Origin of the sequence: Marinicrinis sediminis (assembly GCF_042685085.1) — a bacterium.
Taxonomy (GTDB): domain Bacteria; phylum Bacillota; class Bacilli; order Paenibacillales; family KCTC-33676; genus Marinicrinis; species Marinicrinis sediminis.
Map to the genome: position 1 here is coordinate 109,423 of NZ_JBHUMM010000007.1, position 19,003 is coordinate 128,425.

At 50.1% G+C, this 19,003-nt stretch carries 16 protein-coding genes; 5 read left to right on the forward strand and 11 right to left on the reverse strand.

Annotation, left to right across the window (positions count from 1 at the left end; translation table 11 throughout):
• Positions 1–249: 249 nt before the first annotated feature.
• The 5 genes from ACFSUC_RS04560 to ACFSUC_RS04580 form a co-directional block, all read right to left on the reverse strand.
• The gene (locus tag ACFSUC_RS04560; RefSeq protein WP_379928303.1) at positions 250–2,271 is read right to left on the reverse strand and encodes a YhgE/Pip family protein; all 2,022 of its coding nucleotides are present in this window, start codon (positions 2,269–2,271) and stop codon (positions 250–252) included.
• A gap of 195 nt (positions 2,272–2,466) precedes the next feature.
• A complete protein-coding gene (locus tag ACFSUC_RS04565; RefSeq protein ID WP_379928304.1) occupies positions 2,467–3,057 on the reverse strand; it encodes a TetR/AcrR family transcriptional regulator in 591 nt (196 codons plus the stop codon).
• Between the two features lie 183 nt (positions 3,058–3,240).
• A complete protein-coding gene (locus tag ACFSUC_RS04570) occupies positions 3,241–4,932 on the reverse strand; it encodes a glycoside hydrolase family 13 protein (RefSeq protein WP_379928462.1) in 1,692 nt (563 codons plus the stop codon).
• 108 nt (positions 4,933–5,040) lie between these two features.
• Positions 5,041–6,255, reverse strand: a complete 1,215-nt coding sequence (locus tag ACFSUC_RS04575) for a glycosyltransferase family 4 protein (protein WP_379928305.1) — start codon at positions 6,253–6,255, stop codon at positions 5,041–5,043.
• Positions 6,252–7,169, reverse strand: coding sequence for a lysylphosphatidylglycerol synthase transmembrane domain-containing protein (locus ACFSUC_RS04580; protein ID WP_379928306.1), 918 nt, complete (start codon positions 7,167–7,169; stop codon positions 6,252–6,254). Before ACFSUC_RS04580 ends, ACFSUC_RS04575 begins: the two co-directional genes overlap by 4 nt.
• Before the next feature lie 255 nt (positions 7,170–7,424).
• Between ACFSUC_RS04580 and ACFSUC_RS04585 the strand changes: the two genes are divergently transcribed.
• Positions 7,425–8,513 carry a lactonase family protein gene (locus ACFSUC_RS04585; RefSeq protein ID WP_379928307.1) on the forward strand — a complete coding sequence of 363 codons (1,089 nt, stop codon included), beginning with the start codon at positions 7,425–7,427 and terminating at the stop codon, positions 8,511–8,513.
• Between the two features lie 110 nt (positions 8,514–8,623).
• Here ACFSUC_RS04585 and ACFSUC_RS04590 read toward each other — a convergent pair whose 3' ends face one another.
• The 5 genes from ACFSUC_RS04590 to ACFSUC_RS04610 all read right to left on the reverse strand — a co-directional run bounded on the left by ACFSUC_RS04590 (position 8,624) and on the right by ACFSUC_RS04610 (position 13,630).
• A complete protein-coding gene (locus ACFSUC_RS04590) occupies positions 8,624–9,568 on the reverse strand; it encodes an ROK family protein (protein WP_379928308.1) in 945 nt (314 codons plus the stop codon).
• 19 nt (positions 9,569–9,587) lie between these two features.
• The gene (locus ACFSUC_RS04595; RefSeq protein WP_379928309.1) at positions 9,588–10,343 is read right to left on the reverse strand and encodes a response regulator; all 756 of its coding nucleotides are present in this window, start codon (positions 10,341–10,343) and stop codon (positions 9,588–9,590) included.
• 100 nt (positions 10,344–10,443) lie between these two features.
• Complete coding sequence (locus ACFSUC_RS04600) at positions 10,444–11,274, reverse strand: carbohydrate ABC transporter permease (RefSeq protein WP_379928310.1); 831 nt, start codon at positions 11,272–11,274, stop codon at positions 10,444–10,446.
• A 2-nt stretch (positions 11,275–11,276) separates the two neighbouring features.
• On the reverse strand, positions 11,277–12,167 hold the full coding sequence (locus ACFSUC_RS04605; RefSeq protein ID WP_379928311.1) for a carbohydrate ABC transporter permease: 891 nt from the start codon (positions 12,165–12,167) through the stop codon (positions 11,277–11,279).
• A gap of 152 nt (positions 12,168–12,319) precedes the next feature.
• A complete protein-coding gene (locus ACFSUC_RS04610; RefSeq protein WP_379928312.1) occupies positions 12,320–13,630 on the reverse strand; it encodes an ABC transporter substrate-binding protein in 1,311 nt (436 codons plus the stop codon).
• A gap of 304 nt (positions 13,631–13,934) precedes the next feature.
• Here ACFSUC_RS04610 and ACFSUC_RS04615 point away from each other — a divergent pair, with 304 nt between their 5' ends.
• The 3 genes from ACFSUC_RS04615 to ACFSUC_RS04625 are packed head-to-tail and all read left to right on the forward strand — an operon-like array spanning position 13,935 to position 17,300.
• Positions 13,935–14,891 carry a glycoside hydrolase family 113 gene (locus ACFSUC_RS04615; protein ID WP_379928463.1) on the forward strand — a complete coding sequence of 319 codons (957 nt, stop codon included), beginning with the start codon at positions 13,935–13,937 and terminating at the stop codon, positions 14,889–14,891.
• 1 nt (position 14,892) lies between these two features.
• Entirely contained in the window at positions 14,893–16,116 is a 1,224-nt protein-coding gene (locus ACFSUC_RS04620) for an AGE family epimerase/isomerase (RefSeq protein ID WP_379928313.1), read from the forward strand.
• Entirely contained in the window at positions 16,113–17,300 is a 1,188-nt protein-coding gene (locus ACFSUC_RS04625) for a glycoside hydrolase family 130 protein (RefSeq protein ID WP_379928314.1), read from the forward strand. Before ACFSUC_RS04620 ends, ACFSUC_RS04625 begins: the two co-directional genes overlap by 4 nt.
• 183 nt (positions 17,301–17,483) lie before the next feature.
• Here the strand turns inward: ACFSUC_RS04625 and ACFSUC_RS04630 are convergent, their stop codons facing one another.
• Positions 17,484–18,041 carry a flavodoxin domain-containing protein gene (locus ACFSUC_RS04630; protein WP_379928315.1) on the reverse strand — a complete coding sequence of 186 codons (558 nt, stop codon included), beginning with the start codon at positions 18,039–18,041 and terminating at the stop codon, positions 17,484–17,486.
• 219 nt (positions 18,042–18,260) lie between these two features.
• Here ACFSUC_RS04630 and ACFSUC_RS04635 point away from each other — a divergent pair, with 219 nt between their 5' ends.
• Positions 18,261–18,947, forward strand: a complete 687-nt coding sequence (locus ACFSUC_RS04635; protein ID WP_379928316.1) for a hypothetical protein — start codon at positions 18,261–18,263, stop codon at positions 18,945–18,947.
• Positions 18,948–19,003: the final 56 nt, after the last annotated feature.

The window sequence follows — 19,003 nt, forward strand, 5'->3', positions numbered from 1 at the left end:
AAAAAAGCAGGAAAGCGACTGCTTCCCTGCTGGATCTGATTCCTTCTATCTCTTATTATTTACTACTATCTCCTTCTATTTGCTTCATACCCTTCTATTTGCTTCTATTTTCTTCTATTTGCTTCTATGCCCTTCTATACCCTTCTATTTGCTTCTATACCCTTCCTTCTAACTCCATCTATCTGTTTCTAGATACTTCTATCTCCTTCTACCTGCTTCTATCTGCTACTACTTTCTATTCACTATGACTCAGACAGCCATCGCATCCGGTTGCTGTGCCGTGTCTTGCCTCTTCGATCTGACATATATCCAGGTGAAGTACAGCCATGTAGCGGCAGACAGGACGCCTGCGTAAAGGAGCATTGTTTGGATACTGTCCCACATCTGCGCGGCATTTCCGCTTGAAATCACGGCCTTAAAACCGGTCACAGAGTAGGTCATCGGGAGCCAGGCATGGAAACCTTGCAGAAATTCCGGGATCAACTCCAGCGGAAAGGTTCCGGCACTGGTCGTCAATTGCAGAATCAGAATCAGAATGGCAACGAAACGACCCGCATCTCCCATAACGCTGACCAGAAATTGAATGAGTGTCATAAAGACCACGCTGGTCAGGATGGTGAAGAGGATAAAAGCTTTGGTATGATCGACTTCCAGCTTCAGCACCCACAGCAGAACGCCGTCCACGATGAGCGCCTGCGCGATGCCTACCGGAATCAGAACAGCCAGCTTGCTGACAAACCATCGCCATGCCGCAGCAGGCTGAACCGCAGGCTGCTTGATCGGGAAGACAATCGTAAACAGCAATGCTCCTACAAACAGACCCAGAGAGATGAAATACGGCGAAAATCCGGTGCCGTAGTTCGGCACGGTCGTATATTTCTGCTCTGTAATCTGAACCGGATTGACGATCATATCATACCGTTCTTCACCCCCGCGAACAGACTGGGCGGACCGGGCACCCTCTGACAGCTCTGTACTGAATTCAGTCACTCCCTCCTGTACGGACAAGAGACCCTCTTTCAATTGCAGCGAGCCTGCCTGCAACTGCCCGGATGCTGCATGAAGATTCGAAACCCCAGACACATAAGCCTGCAACCCTTGATCAAGCTGGGCAGCACCTTGATTCAGCTCCTCGGCTCCAGCCGCAAGGCTCTCACCGCCCTGCAGCGTCTCGGCCAGCTTGACCTGAAAGGCCTCCATATTCGAAGCCAGAGTCACCGCTCCGCTTTGAACGTGCTCCGCCCCTTGCGCAATCGGTTCAGAACGCTTCATCATCGTCGCCCATTCACCATTCAACTGCTGACTGAGGGCAACAAGCTGCTGAAAGGCCGGGTCTTCATTTAATCCATTCGCTTCACCATATGCACGCCATTGTTCCGTTAACCGCTGAGCCTGCTCCTCATATTGAGCCATGGCCGCCATTTGAAGGGTCAATCCCGTCTTCAGCTCAGATGCACCCTGCTTCAGCTCGTTTCCTCCGCTCACCAGCTGTCCATGACGGTCATGCAGCCGTGCAAGGCCCTCATGCAGTCCGGCCATTCCTGACCGCAATTCACCGGTTCCCGCTGCGAGTTCCTGACCGCCACCCAGGAGTGGAGACAAACCCAACTCGAGCTGTTCACTTCCATTCTTCAATGCTGCGGTCCCGTTCGCCAGCTCTTCAGCGCCAATGGATAATTCGCCTACTCCTTCAGAAAGGGTGATGGCCCCTTCCGAAGCCGTCGTCAGTCCGTCAGCCAAGGCGGACACTTGCACAAATATAGCCTCGGTATAGGCGGTAGACAACTGCTCGGCCAGCTTATCCTTTAATTCTTTGACAGCCGAGCCGCCAATTTGGGCGGACAGAAAGTTATAGCTTTCATTCGGAACGAAAATCAGTTCAGCTTTCTCTGGCACATCTCCCGATATCGAGGCCGCCTGCCGGGAGAAATCGGCCGGAATGTGAATCATCATATAATAATCGTTGTTCTCCAGCCCTGCCCGGGCTTCCGATTCGGATACAAAACGCCAGTCAAACCCGGTATGGTGCTGCAAGGATTCCACGAAGCCATCTCCAAGCTGAATCGATTCCCCGTTCCACTGGGCCCCTTCATCCTCATTGACGACTGCAACCGGCAATACATCCAGCCGGTCATACGGGTCCCAGAACGCCCATAAGAACAAAAACGTATACAAGAGTGGAACAAATAAAACGGCCATAACCGGTATCCATACTTTTCTGTTACGAAAAATGGCTTTCCATTCCGCAATGGAACTGAACGTTTTTTTCATGATTTCTCTCCCTTATCCTCTGTTTGATTTCTCTTTTTCTCTCTTCTCTTTTTCAATTTTTCTTTTTCTCTCTTTATTTTTCTCACCATTTCTTATTCTCTCTTGGTGAGAAGGGTTGCCAGTTCTTCATCTATGTGATCAGTCTAAATGACTGTTTTGTTCATTTGGTCAATTTTATTGAAAAAAAATGACTGCTTATCTCGCTGAATCGAGGCGCAGTCCTTCACCCAAATACAGCTGAAACAGTCTCGCAATCTCTTCCTTGGACAAGGCTTCATGCTTCTTCGACCAGTCTGAGATGAACGCGATATACAGTTTGAACATGACATAAGCGGTGATTTTCGGATCACAGGTTTTGATCTCTCGCTGTGCAATCGCGCGCTCAATTTCCCGCTCGATAAATTTGCGGATGGCTTGCTCCACTTGCTGTAGTCCTTCTTTTGCCATGGGCGTCCCCATTTCCTGAACCTCATGCGAGAGCCGTATGGTTAGTTCATGCTTATCCCGAAATTGCAGCATGCCGTACAGTACCCGATGCAGATTATCGAAAAAGGACAGCTTGCGGTCTATCAAATCCTCCGCGACGACTTTCATTTCAATAATCAGCTGTTCGATAATGGATTGAAACAGCTCTTCTTTTGTTGCAAAAAAGGTATAGATCGTCCCTTTTCCTACATTCGCAATCTTCGCCACCTGCTCCATCGTCGTCGCCTTGTATCCAAACAAGGCAAAGGACTTGAAAGCAGCCTCCATCACCCATTGCTTGCGTTCGGTCGGATTTTTCATTCTAGTTGTCCCCTAACTGTCTCCAGACCTGAATTTGACCAAATTCCAAATTCGGTCATTTGGTCACTATTTGATTGTATGACAGAAGGATAAAAAAATCAAGCAAAGCAGACAAGTCCTGCTCCACTTGATCATAGCCTTCCCTTGATTTAGATCAAACGAACTCAGACACATGGCAACTTATCAAATTCGATAGACAGCTGCCTCGTACGGCTCCAGCATACGTGCGCTCAGATCAGCCTGTTTTGCAGCCTCAGCCTCGTCGGCATTCGTAATGAGCAATTCAGGACTTGCCTTGACCAGACCGTCCGGCAGTTGCAGCGAGACTTCACGGGCACTGAAATTCAGAATGATGAGCAGCTTTTCCTCTGCACTCGTACGGGTATAGGCATAAATGTCAGGATGCTCCTCGAGCAGCAATTCATAACGACCATATACCCAGGCATCCGACTGCTTGCGCAGTGCAATGAGCTTCTGATAATAATAGAACACAGATGACGGGTCCTGGAGAGCCTGCTCCACATTGATTGCACGATAATTGTCGTTAACGGCGATCCATGGTTCTCCGGTCGTAAAGCCGGCCTGAGCGGAATCATCCCATTGCATCGGGGTCCGTGCATTATCCCGGCCTTTCACCCAGACCGCTTTCAAAATGTCCGCTTCGGACTTTCCGCGTTTTCGCTGGGCTTGATGATAATTGCGAATCTCCACGTCCCGATAAGCTGCAATGGAATCAAACTTCACATTGGTCATCCCGATTTCTTCCCCCTGATAAATAAAAGGGGTTCCTTCCAGCGTATGAATAAAGGTAGCCAGCATTTTGGCTGACTTCGTCCGGTACTCCCCTTCATCGCCAAAACGGGAAACCTGTCTCGGCTGATCGTGGTTGGACAAATAGTTGGCATTCCAGCCTTTGCCGTGCAATTCCTCCTGCCAGCGTGTCATCACCTGCTTCAGCCGCGTCAGCGGGAATGGCTTCAGGCCCCATTTCCCTTGCGACCCGCCAGGATGATCCATATTCATATGCTCGAAATGAAAGACCATATCCAGTTCTTTGCGAGCTTCCTCCACATAGAGCAGCGCTTCTCTTGGTGACGTCCCTGGCGCTTCTCCGACGGTCATGATGTCATAATGGCTAAACACGTTCTCATTCATTTCTCTCAACTTGTCATGCACGAGCGGCAGGTTGAGGAAGTAATAGTGTGCGGGAACCACATCCAGCTTGTCGGGATTCGGTGCGTTCGGGTAGCCCTTTGCCTTGCCGATATGGTTAATGGCATCTACCCGAAAGCCGTCAATACCCTTGTCCAGCCACCATTTGACCATCGCATGGATTTCTTCCACGACCTTCGGGTTTTCCCAGTTTAAATCGGGCTGCTTTCTGGAAAACAGATGCAGGTAATGAGATTGGCTTGCTTCATCCCATTCCCACACCGGTCCGCTGAAAAAGGATTCCCAGTTGTTAGGAAGTTGACCCTTCTCACCATCTTGCCAGATGTAGTAATCTCGCTTCTCACTCTCCGGTGATTGTCTGGACTCGATAAACCACGGATGCTCGTCGGAGGTATGGTTGACAACGAGATCCATAATGATCTTGAGACCGCGCTCATGGGCCTGGGCCAGCAGCTCTTCAAAATCAGCCATGGTGCCAAACTCGCGCATAATATCATAATAGTTGCGGATGTCATAGCCGTTGTCGTCGTTCGGGGAATCATAGATTGGGCAGATCCAGATGACATCCACACCAAGCTGATTCAGGTAATCCAGTTTGGAGATCACCCCCTGCAAGTCACCGATGCCGTCGCCATTGGAATCCATAAAACTTCTCGGATAGATTTGGTATGCAACGCTTTCTTTCCACCATGTGCGTTTCATTGCTGTCATGTACGTTTCCTCCTGATGTGCGGTTCATTTAAGGAAAAAAAGATGGAACTGCCCGATCCCAGGCTTGTCCATCTCTTTGTCTCTTGATTTGGTTTGTCTTTATACGTGAAAGCGCGGCTCGGACTCTTTGGAAGCCACTTTGCGAGATCGGCCCGAAGTTCCTGGCGCTTCGCAGAGCTTCGTAATGTAGCTGTCCATGATATCTGCCAGATAGACATAGTCAAACTGATGCTTGGCCCGATGAAATCCTGCTTCTACCAATTCCTCGCGTAGCACATCATTTGTTACCATCTCGATCACCGCGTCGCCAATTTCCTTTACATTCAGCGGATCAACCAGCAGACCTGTTTTGCGATCAAGCACCGCTTCAGCCACACCACCGGAGTTCCCGGCAATGACCGGCTTGCCGCAGCTTGCCGCTTCCAGGTAAACGATGCCGAAGCCTTCAACATCCCCTTTTACCTTCAGATGACGGCTGGCCATAATAAACAGGTCACACGTATTGTACAGACGATGAATTTCTTCGTCGTCCCTGGCGCGACCCGCGAAGATCACAGCATCCTCTACCCCGTGCTCCAGTGCCAGCGCCTGCAGTCGCTCCCGCTCAGGACCATCCCCGACGATCAGATAGACGGCATTGGGCACCTGCCTACGAATATTAGGAAGCGCCTCAATCACTTTATCGTGTCCTTTTCTTCTCACCAGGCGGCTGAGCGTCATCAGCACATATTTGTTCTGCAGGCCAAAGCGCTCGACCAGTTCGGGACACTTGTCTCGTTTCTCAAAGTGCTGCTCCACGCCGGGATTCACGATATGAATCCGGGAACGGGGGACGCCATAGCCTTCCACCAGGTTCCGCGTATATTCACTGTTCGCGAGTACGCCATCGGCTCTGCGCAGAATCATCTTCGTAATCGTACGCAGGATCGGAATTTTCTTGAACTCCAGCATGTCCTTTCCGTGCGTAGAAACCATGTATTTCTTGCCGGAAAACACACTGAGCAGCCAGCCGATAAAACCGATCAGAATGTAGCCATAAATCGTAATGTCCGTCTGTTGCTCCTTGATGGTCTTCTTCGTCATTCGAAACAAGCGAATCCAGCTGGACGGCTGAATCTTCTCGTCCTGGAGGAAGTGACCACGCTGAATCCGGTAAGTCTGCTTCGCATCGAACGCCTCATCCCCTGGATAGTGGGGGGCCAACACGGTCATGTCATGCTTCGTCTCGCGACTCAAATTATGATAATAGCTCTGCATCCCGCCGACGCCTGGCGGAAATACACCGGTCACCAGCAGGACGTTTCTTTTCTTCATGTATGTTTCCAACCTTTCTTCAATAAGGCATAAGCGTTCATGAGCAGGAAGAACACCAGCTCACTGAGCACGTTCCATATGCGTGTAATAATCGAGATTTGCGTAGCCATATCAAGCGAAACCTCGAAGGATAGCAAGTAAATTAAAAACCCTTCTCTAACCCCAATGCCACCAGGCAAGGGACTGAGCAGCCCCACCAGCCAGGCAAGCGCAAACGTGCCCGCCGCAAAAAACAGGGAGACATCTTCAAGACCAAAGCTCTTCAGCAGCATCCAGTACGCCAAACCCATAATAAAGTGACTGATCAGAAAGTAGGTCAAAAAGGTAAAGAAGGTTTTACGCGGCAAGGTCAACTGCAATTCGCGGAATCGCTTGAACTTTCGCAGCCTCTTCTCTGACCATCGCGTAACGGGATTGTAGAAAACATAAAACAGTCCGAAACCAATAAAGCACAAAATCATTCCGAACAAGCTTAACATATTCAGCAAATATAATAAATAGACCGCATAGATCGCAGCTGCCATGACCAGCAGTACGTTCTCATAGAAAATCGTCAGCATTTGATGCGGCAGCGCCACCCCTGCCTGACTGGTCATATAGATGCGACCGACATAATTCCATACACCCCCGGGGATGTACTTGGCGAATTGGGAATTGATGTAGATGAGCAGCCCCTTTGTCTGGGCAATGAGGCGACCGGGATGATTGAGAATCTGCACCCAGTTCCAAGCCTGCATCACCAGGAAGAGCGTAAACACAACAAGAGAAAGATAAAACCAGCGATTGGCATGCAGCAGAAAGTTCCATATATCTGAAAAGGTCATGTTTACTTTTGTAAACAGAAAGTAAAAGGCCACGGCCAATATGAGGGCATTGAGCGTGAAAAAGATGGTCTTTTTCAGCTTCGGATTCATTTTATCCCTCCTATCTTATGTATCCAATCAGATTGATCGCATGGCACTTTCACACGTTATGATGATAAAGCACTTACTCCACTATATTACAACTGCATGCATTTGCAAAGGTTCAAATGAAGTGCCTGCTGCACATTTTCGCTGAAACTGTTCCTATTTTCCCCCTTTTCACATCGTTTAATGAATGCCGTTTGCCTAAATTTTCTTCGTTTGCGATAATGCTTACATATCATTCTATAGAAAATGAGGTGCATGATGACGATGAAGGACTCTTCTCAAAAAGTGTTTGCCATGATCGGAGCTTATGCAGAAAAGGATGAGCCGGGGGTTACGGTCTGTCTCTACCATCCGCAAACCGGTCAGCTGGAGATCCAATCCCAGGTTTCGGATTTGAAAAACCCGACCTTTCTTGCCGTCAAGGCGAGCACGCACCATCTGTATGCCTTGACCGAGGAGCAAAATGAGCAAGGAGACCGGACAGGCGCAGCCGCTGCCTTCTCCTTCGATGTACAGAGCGCATCCCTGTCCAGGCTGAATCAGGCGTCTACGGTGCCCAAAACCACCTGTCACGTGTCTCTGGATGCCACCGGCCGCAACGCCATTGTATCCAGCTATCACGGCGGCATGATCGGTCTCTCTCCGATCCAGGAAGATGGGACGCTCGGACCTGTCGCCCAGATTCAGCAGCATGAGGGCACAAGCATTCATCCGGCCCAAACCCAGGCCAGACCCCATTCGGTCTTCATGGATGCAGCCAATCAGTACGCGATCGTGTCCGATCTCGGCCTGGATCGCATCTTCGTCTACAAGCTCGACGTGGATGGACATCAATTGATTCCACACGATGAAGTAAAGGTTGCACCCGGTTCCGGCCCGCGCCACTTCACCTTCCATCCCGCATTGCCATACGGTTACGTCATCAATGAACTGAACGGAACCATCACTGCGTTCCACTATGAGGCTTCTGCAGGGAAACTGACCGAAATCGAAACCGTATCCACACTGCCAGACGGCGCAGAAGGAGAAGCGTCCTGTGCCGATATTCACATCTCTCCTGACGGACTGTTCCTCTATGGCTCCAATCGCGGTGATCACAACAGTATTGCGGTCTATGCCATCGATCCGCAAAGCGGACGATTGACGCTGGTTGAGCATACGCCGACAGGCGGCGGGCATCCACGCAACTTCGCGCTGTCACCAGACGGACGCTTCCTGCTCGCAGCCAATCGGGATTCGAACAACATTGTGACCTTTGCCCGTGACGCCAAGTCCGGCAAGCTGACTCAAACCGAACACAGCCTCGACATTTCCAAGCCGGTTTGCATCCAGTTTTTATCCGTATAGGCCCGGAATTTATATACACAGCGCAAAAAAGCCCTTTCTCCCCGGAGAGAGGGCTTTCGTTGCGGAGGTCATCCGGTATCCTCCTCACCGCTTAGGATACCGCTGCCTTTCTATGAGACCCATATGAGCGCCGCAGCCCCGATAACCCCTGCTCCCTGATGAAGGTGAGCCGGTACGATCTCGGTCTGTTTTCCTTTCGGACTGAGCGCATATTGTCTGACATACTGTTGAACCGAGTGAAACAGCGGATCGCCAACCTGTGACACGCCACCGCCGATCACGATTTTTTGCGGGTCCAGGATGTTAATGAGTGTTACACAGCCCATGCCGATATACGTAAACACCTGTTCAACCAACGCTGTCATGCGCTCATCTCCCGCAGCATATGCCTCGAAGACCTCCCGTGCGTCCCTCGGCTTGTCCCTCGGCTTGTCCCCTGGCTGCTCCATCAGCGCGGCAGCCTGTCTGGCAATCGCCGTACCGGATGCAACGTGTTCCCAGCAACCCTTCTGTCCGCACGGACAGGTTCCCTGAGAAGGATCAATTACAATATGACCCACATCCCCCGCATTGCCTGACATACCCGTCACCAGTCGGCCATGTGTATACACACCCGCTCCGATGCCTGTACTGATCGTCAAATAAACAAAATGATCTTCATTCTGGGCTGCGCCGACCCACTTCTCGGCCAACGCCGCAGCTGTCGCATCATTCTCCATCCGAATCGGCACGGATGCCGGCACATGTTGCTTCATCGCCTCTACGACGGCAAAGCCGTGCCATTCCGGCAAATTAGGCGGACAATCCAATATGCCCCTGCTCGTGTCCAGCGGGCCCGGTGCCCCGATCCCGATCCCGGCCGCATCGCCAATCCGCAGATCATTCGCCTCCAGCAACTCCTCCGTCGTCGTCATGATGCGGGCAACCATTTCCTCTGCCGAGGCCTGTCTGTCCATCGGAATCCGCTGCTGAGCCAGCAGTTCTCCCTCCGGACATACCAGCCCTATGGCGACCTTCGTTCCTCCAATATCAATTCCCACTGCAAAACGCTTCATGTTCTCTTCCCCTTATTCGCTAGCGACTTTTTTCCTTGTACTCCTTGGGCGTCATGCCCACCATTTTCTTAAACAGCTTGTTGAAATAGACTGCATCCCCATATCCGACAAACTGGGCGATCTCATAGTTGCGCAAATTCGGATGATCGGTGAGAAATTGCTTCGCCTTTGCAATGCGCAACTGGATCAGGTAATCCGTAATGGTGGCGCCAGTCTCATTTTTGAACAGGCGGCTTATATAGCTGGAACTCATGCCGATCGTTTCGGCCAGCTTTTCCAGTTCAAAGGGCTGATCGTACTCCTGATCCAGGATGGACTTGATCTGATCGATTACATAGTGCTCCGAATGGGCTTTATCCCCGCTCGTTGACAGTTCCCGCTCAACCTGCGGACTACGTGCCTTGCGGTCATAAATCTGACGCAGCAACTGATAGAGCTGCTGCTTGTCTACCGGCTTGAGCAAGTAATCGACGACCCCGTACCGAAGTGCTTTGCGTGCATATTCAAACTCGCTGAATCCGCTGAGTATGATCATCGAAAGCCCTTTCATTTGTTCACCTGCGTGTTCCACCAGCTTGAGTCCATCCATAATCGGCATCTTGATGTCCGTAATCAACACATCGATCTCCTGCTCATTCAGCTTGGAAAGGTGATTCAGCGCATCCATGCCATTGCTGTAGGAACCGATGATGTCAATGTCCATATCCATTTTGGACAATATCTTCTCCATGCCCAATCGAATGAAATCCTCATCATCTACAATGATCATCCTCATGTATGGACGCCTCCTGTTATCGATATGTGATATTCCCAGTATACAGAAAGACCAGGCAGCAGCCCAGTCTTATTGGTCACAAAGTTCACTATGGGGCGGTTTATTTCACCGCTCCGCTTGTAATGCCGGAGAAGATGTAGCGTTGAAGGAACAGGAACAGCAGCGCGGTCGGAATCATAATAATCAGAATCGCGGATGAGACCATCTGCCAGTCTCCGCTGTTCACACCGAAGAATCGCATCAATGACGTGGATACCACGACATGCTCCTGCTTCGGCAAGTAGAGAAACGGGACAAACATGTCATTATAAATATGGATCGTTTTCAAAATGACGAGCGTTGCGGTCGCAGGGGCCAGAAGCGGGAAGATTACCGTCCGGAAAATGCGGAACAGGGAAGCACCCTCCAGCATGGCCGCCTCGTCCAGCTCATACGGAATGTTGCGGATAAACTGCAAATAGATGTAGATCTGCAAGATGTCCGCCCCGACGTAAATGAGTACCGGTCCCATCAGGTTGTTTGTCATCCCGAGTGCCTGGACGGTCTTGAAGTTGACGACCTGTGTGGTAATTTGCGGGATAATCGTCGCAAACAGGAACAGCCCGACCATCAGTCCTTTTCCCTTGAAATCGAATCTGCCAACTGCATAACAGAAAGCCGAACCGAGCAATACATTGAGAAAGAGGGTGACACCGATAATGATGATCGTGTTGCCAAAGGCCAGCGCCATGTCTGCCTGTTGAAACGCTTCGATGAAGTTCGTGAGATTCAGGAAGCTGTCAGGCAGGGCAATGGATGACTTGTCATAAAATTCATCCTTCGTCTTGAACGCATTGACGATAATAATGTACGGAGGGAACAGGACGCCAAATCCGGCCACGATCAAGGACATATATTTGATCACTTCTACCAACCGATTCCGTTGCTCCATATCTAGTTCCCTCCTTTATTAAGCAGATACCGCTGGATCGACAGGACAAAGATGACGAAGGTCAGCAGCACAACACTCATCGCAGATGCCAGACCATAGTTGTTGAACTGGAAGGCGGTCTCAATAATTTTGAATACAAACGTCTCACTCGCTCCCGCTGGTCCCCCGTTGGTCAAGACAAACGGCAGATCGAAGACTTCGAGGGCGCCGGTTACGGTCAGGAACAGGTTCAGCTCAATAATCTTGTAGATGTTCGGTAACGTAATATAGAGAAAAGATTTGAATCCACTGGCTCCATCGATGGCTGCTGCCTCATACATGTCTTTCGGAATGGATTGCAGGGCAGCCAGATAGATGACCATGTTGAAGCCCATGAACCTCCAGAAACCAACAGAAGCCAATGTATAGTTGACGAAGGATGGATTTCCGAGCCAGCTCGTTTCAGCCAGGGAATCAAATCCGAGTTTTCCAAGTAAGAAGTTCAGAGAACCATTGGTCGTATCAAATACATAGGCAAACAAGTAGGCTACGGCTACGCCATTTAAAATGTACGGTAAAAATAACAACAGTCTGAAAAAGTTTTTCCCTCGTAGCTTACTGCTCAAAATCACAGCAAAATAAATCGCGACGATGTTTTGCACAATCCCTACTACAAAATACGCAAAGTTATGTTTGAACACCCCGAAAATTTCAGGGTTCGAGAAGACTTCCTTGTAATTCGCCCATCCAATCCAGTCCTGATCCGGACTCAAACCATCCCAGTTCGTAAAGCTCAGTCTGACGAGCTCCATTGCGGGATAATAAGAGAAGGTCAGAAGGAGTGCCAAGGGAATGATCGTAAAGGTTACGATGATCCATTTTCTCTGTGCAGCGAACCCCATTTTACTCAGCATTGGTGATCCCTTCCTCCTGTATAAGATCCGTGCCGGGCACCATCCTGCAGATTACCTTGCAGGAGGAACAGGAGAATGGATGACCCCCACCGATCATCCATTCCGTCCCGATACGCTCCATAATCCGTGTTGAAACGTGTGTCGAACTATCTTTATTCGATTCCCAGATCTTTTTTCGCTTTAGCCCAGGCATCGTTGTACTTGTCTACGACCGCTTGCGGATCATCCGTCAAGACGAATTCCTGTACGAGAGAGCCTTGATCCAGCTGTGCCTTGTTTTGGGTAGCGGTTGCATCGTCATTACCTGGCGTTGCTTCTACAAAAGTCGGATTGTATCCATTGAACTCAGCCAGCTGTGGAAGCTGAGGCTCCTTCGACTTCAATACCGGAATAAATCCAGCGAAATCATCATAACCAGACTCTTCCACCATCCACTTCACAAAAGCTTTTGACGCTTCTACATTTCCGTTTTTGTTGACCGCATACACCCAGTCATTGTTCAGAGGCGCTTTCAGTTCGCCAGAGTTGTCAGCCGGGAACGGGAAGAAGCCAATGTCTTCGGAGGCTGCGCCATTCTCAATAATCTGATTGATAACCCAGTTACCAAGCAGGTACATGCCGAAATTGCCTTGTGCGATTTCTTTCTTGGACTGCTCCCAGTTCGTCGAATTGACGTCTTTCTCCAACAGACCTTTTTCATACATCGTTCTCAAAATAGTGAAGGATTGACCATATGGACCGTCCATGGCATACGGATCATCTACTTTTACACGATCAGCCTGATGGGTAGAAGAACCGGTCAAAATCGTCGGCACATCATAATACCAGGCCTGCAGTGGCCATTTGTCCTTGAAGTTGGAAGCGAAAGGCACGATCCCTGCTGCTTTCAGCTTTTCAGCAGCGGCATAGAATTCATCCAACGTCTTAGGTGTTTCTGTAATGCCTGCTTTTTCAAAAGCTTTCTTGTTATATACGATCCCGACAGTGGAAGCACCGGATGGAACCCCGTACATGTTTCCTTCATAAGCTTTCAAATCCTTGAAATAGATATCGCCGGAGAATTCAATATCATCTAGTGGCGCGAAGTACTTCGGCAAATCCGAGTTAGGCAGCGATGGGATGAAGACAACATCCGGGAATTCGCCAGAAGCAATACGGATCTTGACATTCTTGTCATAATCCTGAATCGCTTCGAACTCCAGATCTACTTCCGGATATTTCTCTTCAAAGCGCTTCTCATAATCGGCATATTCCTTGCCGACCATATCCGTACGATTGGTCAGAAAGACAACTTTTCCGCTAAGTTCCGCCTCGCCTGCTCCATCTTCCCCGTTATTGGCTCCAGCATTGGCATTGCTTCCGGAGTTGCCATTGGCATTGTTGTTATTGTTGTTTCCGCCACAAGCCGCCAGTATTGTTAGCATCATCACTAATGTTAAAGCTAACGGTAACCACTTTTTCATTTGAAATCCCCCTCGTTTGGTTGTTTGTTAACGCTTACAGGTACAGTATACTTCATGATGCAGTGCCGAAAAATGGTCTGCGTTTTCTTTTATAGTCTTCAATTGTCCTGTAAAAATGACCATAACAAATTCATAACAAATGAATATGTAATCGCTTTAATGTATAAAGATGAAGCGTGCATCACGGAAAAGAGATTCCGATATTGACGTGCTGAACAGACCCTGATATGCTTTAGTTATATTTGTTAGCATAACAATCATAACTAGAAATGGAGGCGATAGCGTGTCCCTTTCACTAGACTATATGGCGGGCATGACTTGGGGATGGACCGGTATAAGAGGAAGCTGGACCTCTGCATCCGCGCAGCATTCTATGAAAACCATGAAGCAAAATCTGCACGTTTCCTGGACAACGCTTGCATTTGGCGCCCTTCAGGCGCATGCCCATGCCACAGAAATTCCATACTGGCAGGCCCCTACCGTAACGGACGAGGAGGTGATCCAGGCCGTGCAGCAGGCCAAAAGTCTGGGACTCAAGGTTTGCCTGAAGCCCGTGGTCAACTGTGCGGATGGCACCTGGCGGGCCCACATCAATTTCTTTGATATCGACGTGCCTTGCGAGCCTAAATGGTCTGAATGGTTTGCGTCTTACACTTCCTTTATGCTGCACTATGCACGTCTTGCAGAAGCCACCGGTTGCGACATGCTGTGCATTGGCTGTGAAATGGTGCAGACAGACCGCAGAGAAGCGGAATGGAGACAGTTGATTCGACAGATTCGCAGCGTATACAAAGGACCTCTCACCTACAACTGCGACAAATATCAGGAAGACCAGGTGAAGTGGTGGGATGCGGTAGATGTGATCTCCTCAAGCGGCTATTATCCGATTCATGATTGGGAAGCCCAGCTCGATCGCATTGAAGCGGTCGTACAGAAGCATGAAAAGCCTTTCCTGTTCATGGAGGCCGGTTGTCCGAGCCGTACGGGCTCCAGCCTGCTCCCTAATGACTGGGAACTGGCAGGAGAGGTGAACCTGCAGGAACAAAAGGCTTATTATGAAGAAATGTTTCGGCACTGTGAACAGCGGGAATGGGTCGGCGGATTTATGCTGTGGGACTGGCCTGCTGAACTGTATGCCGCAGAAGAGGCAGCCGCAGACAAAGATTACAACGTCTACGCCAAGCCTGCGGAAGAAATCGTGGCGACTTATTATCAGAGAAAACTGGAAAAGCAAAGTCAATCAAGCGAGGTGAACTCTTGACATGAATGCAGATATGCAAGCATGGAAGCAACAATTCGAGGATGAGCTGCAGCACAACATTTTACGGTTTTGGATGACGCATACGCGAGACGAAGAACAAGGCGGGTTTTACGGGGAAATCTCCCCGACGATGCAGGTCCAGACAGACGCTGAAAAAGGACTGGTATTAAACGCACGTATATTATGGACCTTTTCGTCCGCCTATCGCCTGAATCCTGATCCGGCATATGCCGACATGGCCAACCGGGCCTATGAGGTTCTGACTTCTCAGTTCGTCGATGCAGAATTTGGCGGATTGTTCTGGGCGGTGGACCCAATCGGCAGACCTACAGCGGACAAGAAGCAGGTGTATGGACAGGCATTTGTGATCTACGCCCTGGCCGAATACAACCGGGCCTTTGGCCACGATCAAGCACGCGAGCAGGCGATTGCGCTCTTCCATCTTATGGAGCGCTACAGCTATGACCGACAGTACAAGGGATATGTGGAGGCATTGTCCCGAGCGTGGGAGCCGATGGAGGAAGTAAGCCTCAGCGCCAAGGATATGAATGAGAAGAAGTCGATGAACACCCATTTGCATGTGCTGGAGGCCTATACGAATCTGTATCGGATATGGCCTGCTGACGAGCTGGCAGACAAGCTCACCGAGCTTATTGAAACGACGATCCGCTACATCATCGACACCGAGACCGGACACTTCCACCTGTTTCTGGATGAGGCATGGACGGTCAAGTCTGATCATATTTCCTACGGACATGACATCGAAGGCAGCTGGCTGCTCGTGGAGGCTGCTCAAGTGCTGGAAAATCCGGGATTGCTGGAACAGGTGAAGACGGTGGCGCTCAAGATGGCCGAAGCCACGCTGAAGGAAGGGGTGGATCCAGATGGGGGCCTCCTGAATGAAGCCTCTGCCCGCGACGGGCTGATCGACACGAATAAGGACTGGTGGCCGCAAGCCGAGGCAGTAGTCGGGTTCTTCAATGCGTATCAAATGAGTGGGGACCAATCGTATCTGGAGGCTGCCAGAAATTCCTGGTCGTTCATTCAACAGTATCTGATTGACCGGAAGCACGGCGAATGGTACTGGGGTGTCACCCGAGAAGGACAGCCCGTCCCGGACGCACCAAAGGTCAGTGCCTGGAAATGTCCATACCACAACGGTCGTGCCTGTATCGAAATGATCGAACGCATCGATCAACTTATCACAATGGAGGGATCACGATGAGCCAATCTGTATTTGAAACGAGATATGAGCAAATCCATGAAAAGTATGAAGCCACCATTCGCAAGAAGAATGAGAAAGCGCCTTTCGGAAATGGCATCTTTGACCGATACGAGCATCCTGTTTTGACAGCCGAACATGCTCCGGTTATATGGCGATACGACCTGAACCCGGAAACCAACCCGTATTTCATGGAACGGATGGGCATCAATTGTGTGTTCAATCCGGGGGCGATTGAGTTAAACGGGAAGTTCTATCTGGTAGCCAGAGTAGAAGGGGATGACCGGAAGTCATTCTTTGCCATCGCCGAAAGTGAGAGCGGGATTGACCGATTCCGATTCTGGGATCAGCCAGTCGTCATGCCCGAGACAGATGACCCGGACATCAATGTATACGATATGCGTGTTGTCCAGCATGAAGACGGATGGATCTACGGGCTCTTCTGCACAGAACGCAAGGACCCTGATGCACCAGCCGGCGACCTGTCCAGTGCCGTGGCCCAGTGTGGCATTGCCCGTACGCGGGATCTGAAAGTATGGGAACGTCTCGCCGATCTCAAAACCCCGTCCGCGCAGCAACGGAATGTCGTTCTGCACCCGGAATTTGTTCATGGCAAATATGCGTTCTACACGCGACCGCAAGATGGCTTCATCGACACCGGTTCAGGCGGAGGCATTGGCTGGGGGTTGTCCGATTCCATGGAAAATGCCGTCATTCATGAAGAAGTCATCATCGATCGCCGTTACTATCACACCATCAAGGAAGTGAAGAACGGTCAGGGTCCTGCCCCGATCAAGACCGAACAAGGATGGCTGCATATCGCACATGGCGTTCGCAATACAGCTGCAGGCCTTCGTTATGTCCTGTATGCTTTCCTGACCGATCTCGAACAGCCAGAGCGGCTTCTGCACGCTCCTGCTGGTCATCTCATCGCCCCGCAGGGAGAAGAGCGAATCGGAGATGTATCCAATGTCGTCTTCTGCAATGGCGTCATTGCACGCGAGAACGGGGATGTGTATATCTACTATGCTTCCTCGGATACGCGCTGTCATGTCGCCACGACCACAGTCGATCAATTGCTGGATTACGTCATGCATACTCCGGAAGATCCCCTGCGCTCCTATGCCTGTGTGCAGCAGCGTATGGATCTGATCCAGCGCAATCTCTCCTACACCCAGTCCCGCTAGCAGCAGGTGCAGTTCAGCTAACCTATCCATTTATGACCTAACCCCGTTTACAGCCTCCCCTTTCCATTCTCTTTTACAGAGGACAGAAAGGAGAGGCTATTTTCATTCCATTTGTACTCATTCCTTTTGCATATATCTCTTATTTATACATGCCACAATCGGCTCGATTTCGCTCTCCCGGGTTCAGTCTGCCGGACGGTCATAGCAGGCCAGCATGCCTTTCTCATCTCTCGTCCGCTTCGCTTCCTTTTTGAACTGCAGCTTCTTCTTGAGCAGGAACATCAGCAGCTTGTCTGTCCAGTTTAACCGCCCGTAATCGAAAGCTCCTCGCAGGTGAAAATAATCAACCTGTTTCATCATCTCCACTGTGAAATTGTTCTTCTTCACTTCCGTGATGGCAGACTCATGGGCGGGTGATGCGCCAACGGAAAATACGATGACGTGCTTGTTTTTCCAGCCAGACATATGATCCCTGATTAGCGAGAGACCCAGCATACCTACCACATACAGAGAACCGCCATATACAATCGTGTCATATGCCATCAGATCCTCGCTGGATACTTGCCCATGCTCATATAGATCCGCCCCTGTCGCTTCTGCGATCCAGTTCGCGTAACGGCGTGTGCTCCCATATTTCGTCTTGTAGACAACCACGATCGAGCGCTCCCTGCCTGTATGGCTTCCATTCGCCTGCAGACCGATGTGCGCAGCATCTGCTTTTTCGTTGCAAGACGGCTTCACGTCATCCTTCCTCCTTTACACGTAGCGTCATACCTGACAGTTGTGTTTATCCCCATGATAGATCGATTTCCACCTTTTTGCCGTGACCGTTTTCATGCTGTTCCCATTTTCCCTTTTCATCATTCACATCATTTCCCACAATCTTCTGACATTGTGCCCATAATTCTTGTCTACATTATAGGTGTAACAACGAAAACGAAATCAAAGGAGTCGATGAACATGAATTGGAAGAAAACCATCGCAAGCTCTGTTCTTGCACTAGCTATCGCGGTACCGGCGGCAGGAAGCATGGCCGCTTCGGAAACTAGCGAAGGAGGTACGGTTGAGCCGGCACCACCCGTCAACCAGCAGGGCAATTGGCAAGATGGGCGCTTCGGTGACATGAAGGCACGCTTTGGTGAAATGAAAGATCGCTTCCAGGATCGTAAAGAACAACGCGGTGAGCATCACAAGCATGGCTTGCAGGCCGGCATCCATCAGCAAACCTATCTAACGCTGCTATCTGATCAATACACGCCTGACCAAACGGATGAATGGGAAGCCGCGTTCGACACCCGGAGTGAGTTAATGGAACAGATGAAGGCTCTGAAGGATGCGAAGAGTGAGGAAATGAAAGCCGAAATGGAAGCCATAAAAGAAAAGCTTCAAAACGGTGAAATCACGAAGGAAGAATTGAGAGCGCTCATGCAAGAGAAAAAGGATCGCATCAACCCGGAAGCCAAAGACGCGATCAAAGCTCATCATGAGAACATGCACGCACTGATGAAGCAGTTGGGCGAAGCACTGGATGCCGATAATGCCGAGACCATTCAGTCTACCCTGAATGAACTGCTTGCACAGCTTCAGCAAGGCAATACATGGCTGGCTGAAAAACTGCAACATGCTGCAGATGCCGAAAATGCCTAATTCCACCTAGGTACATGACGAGCACAGCCAGATTTGCGAAGGGATGCATCTCATCA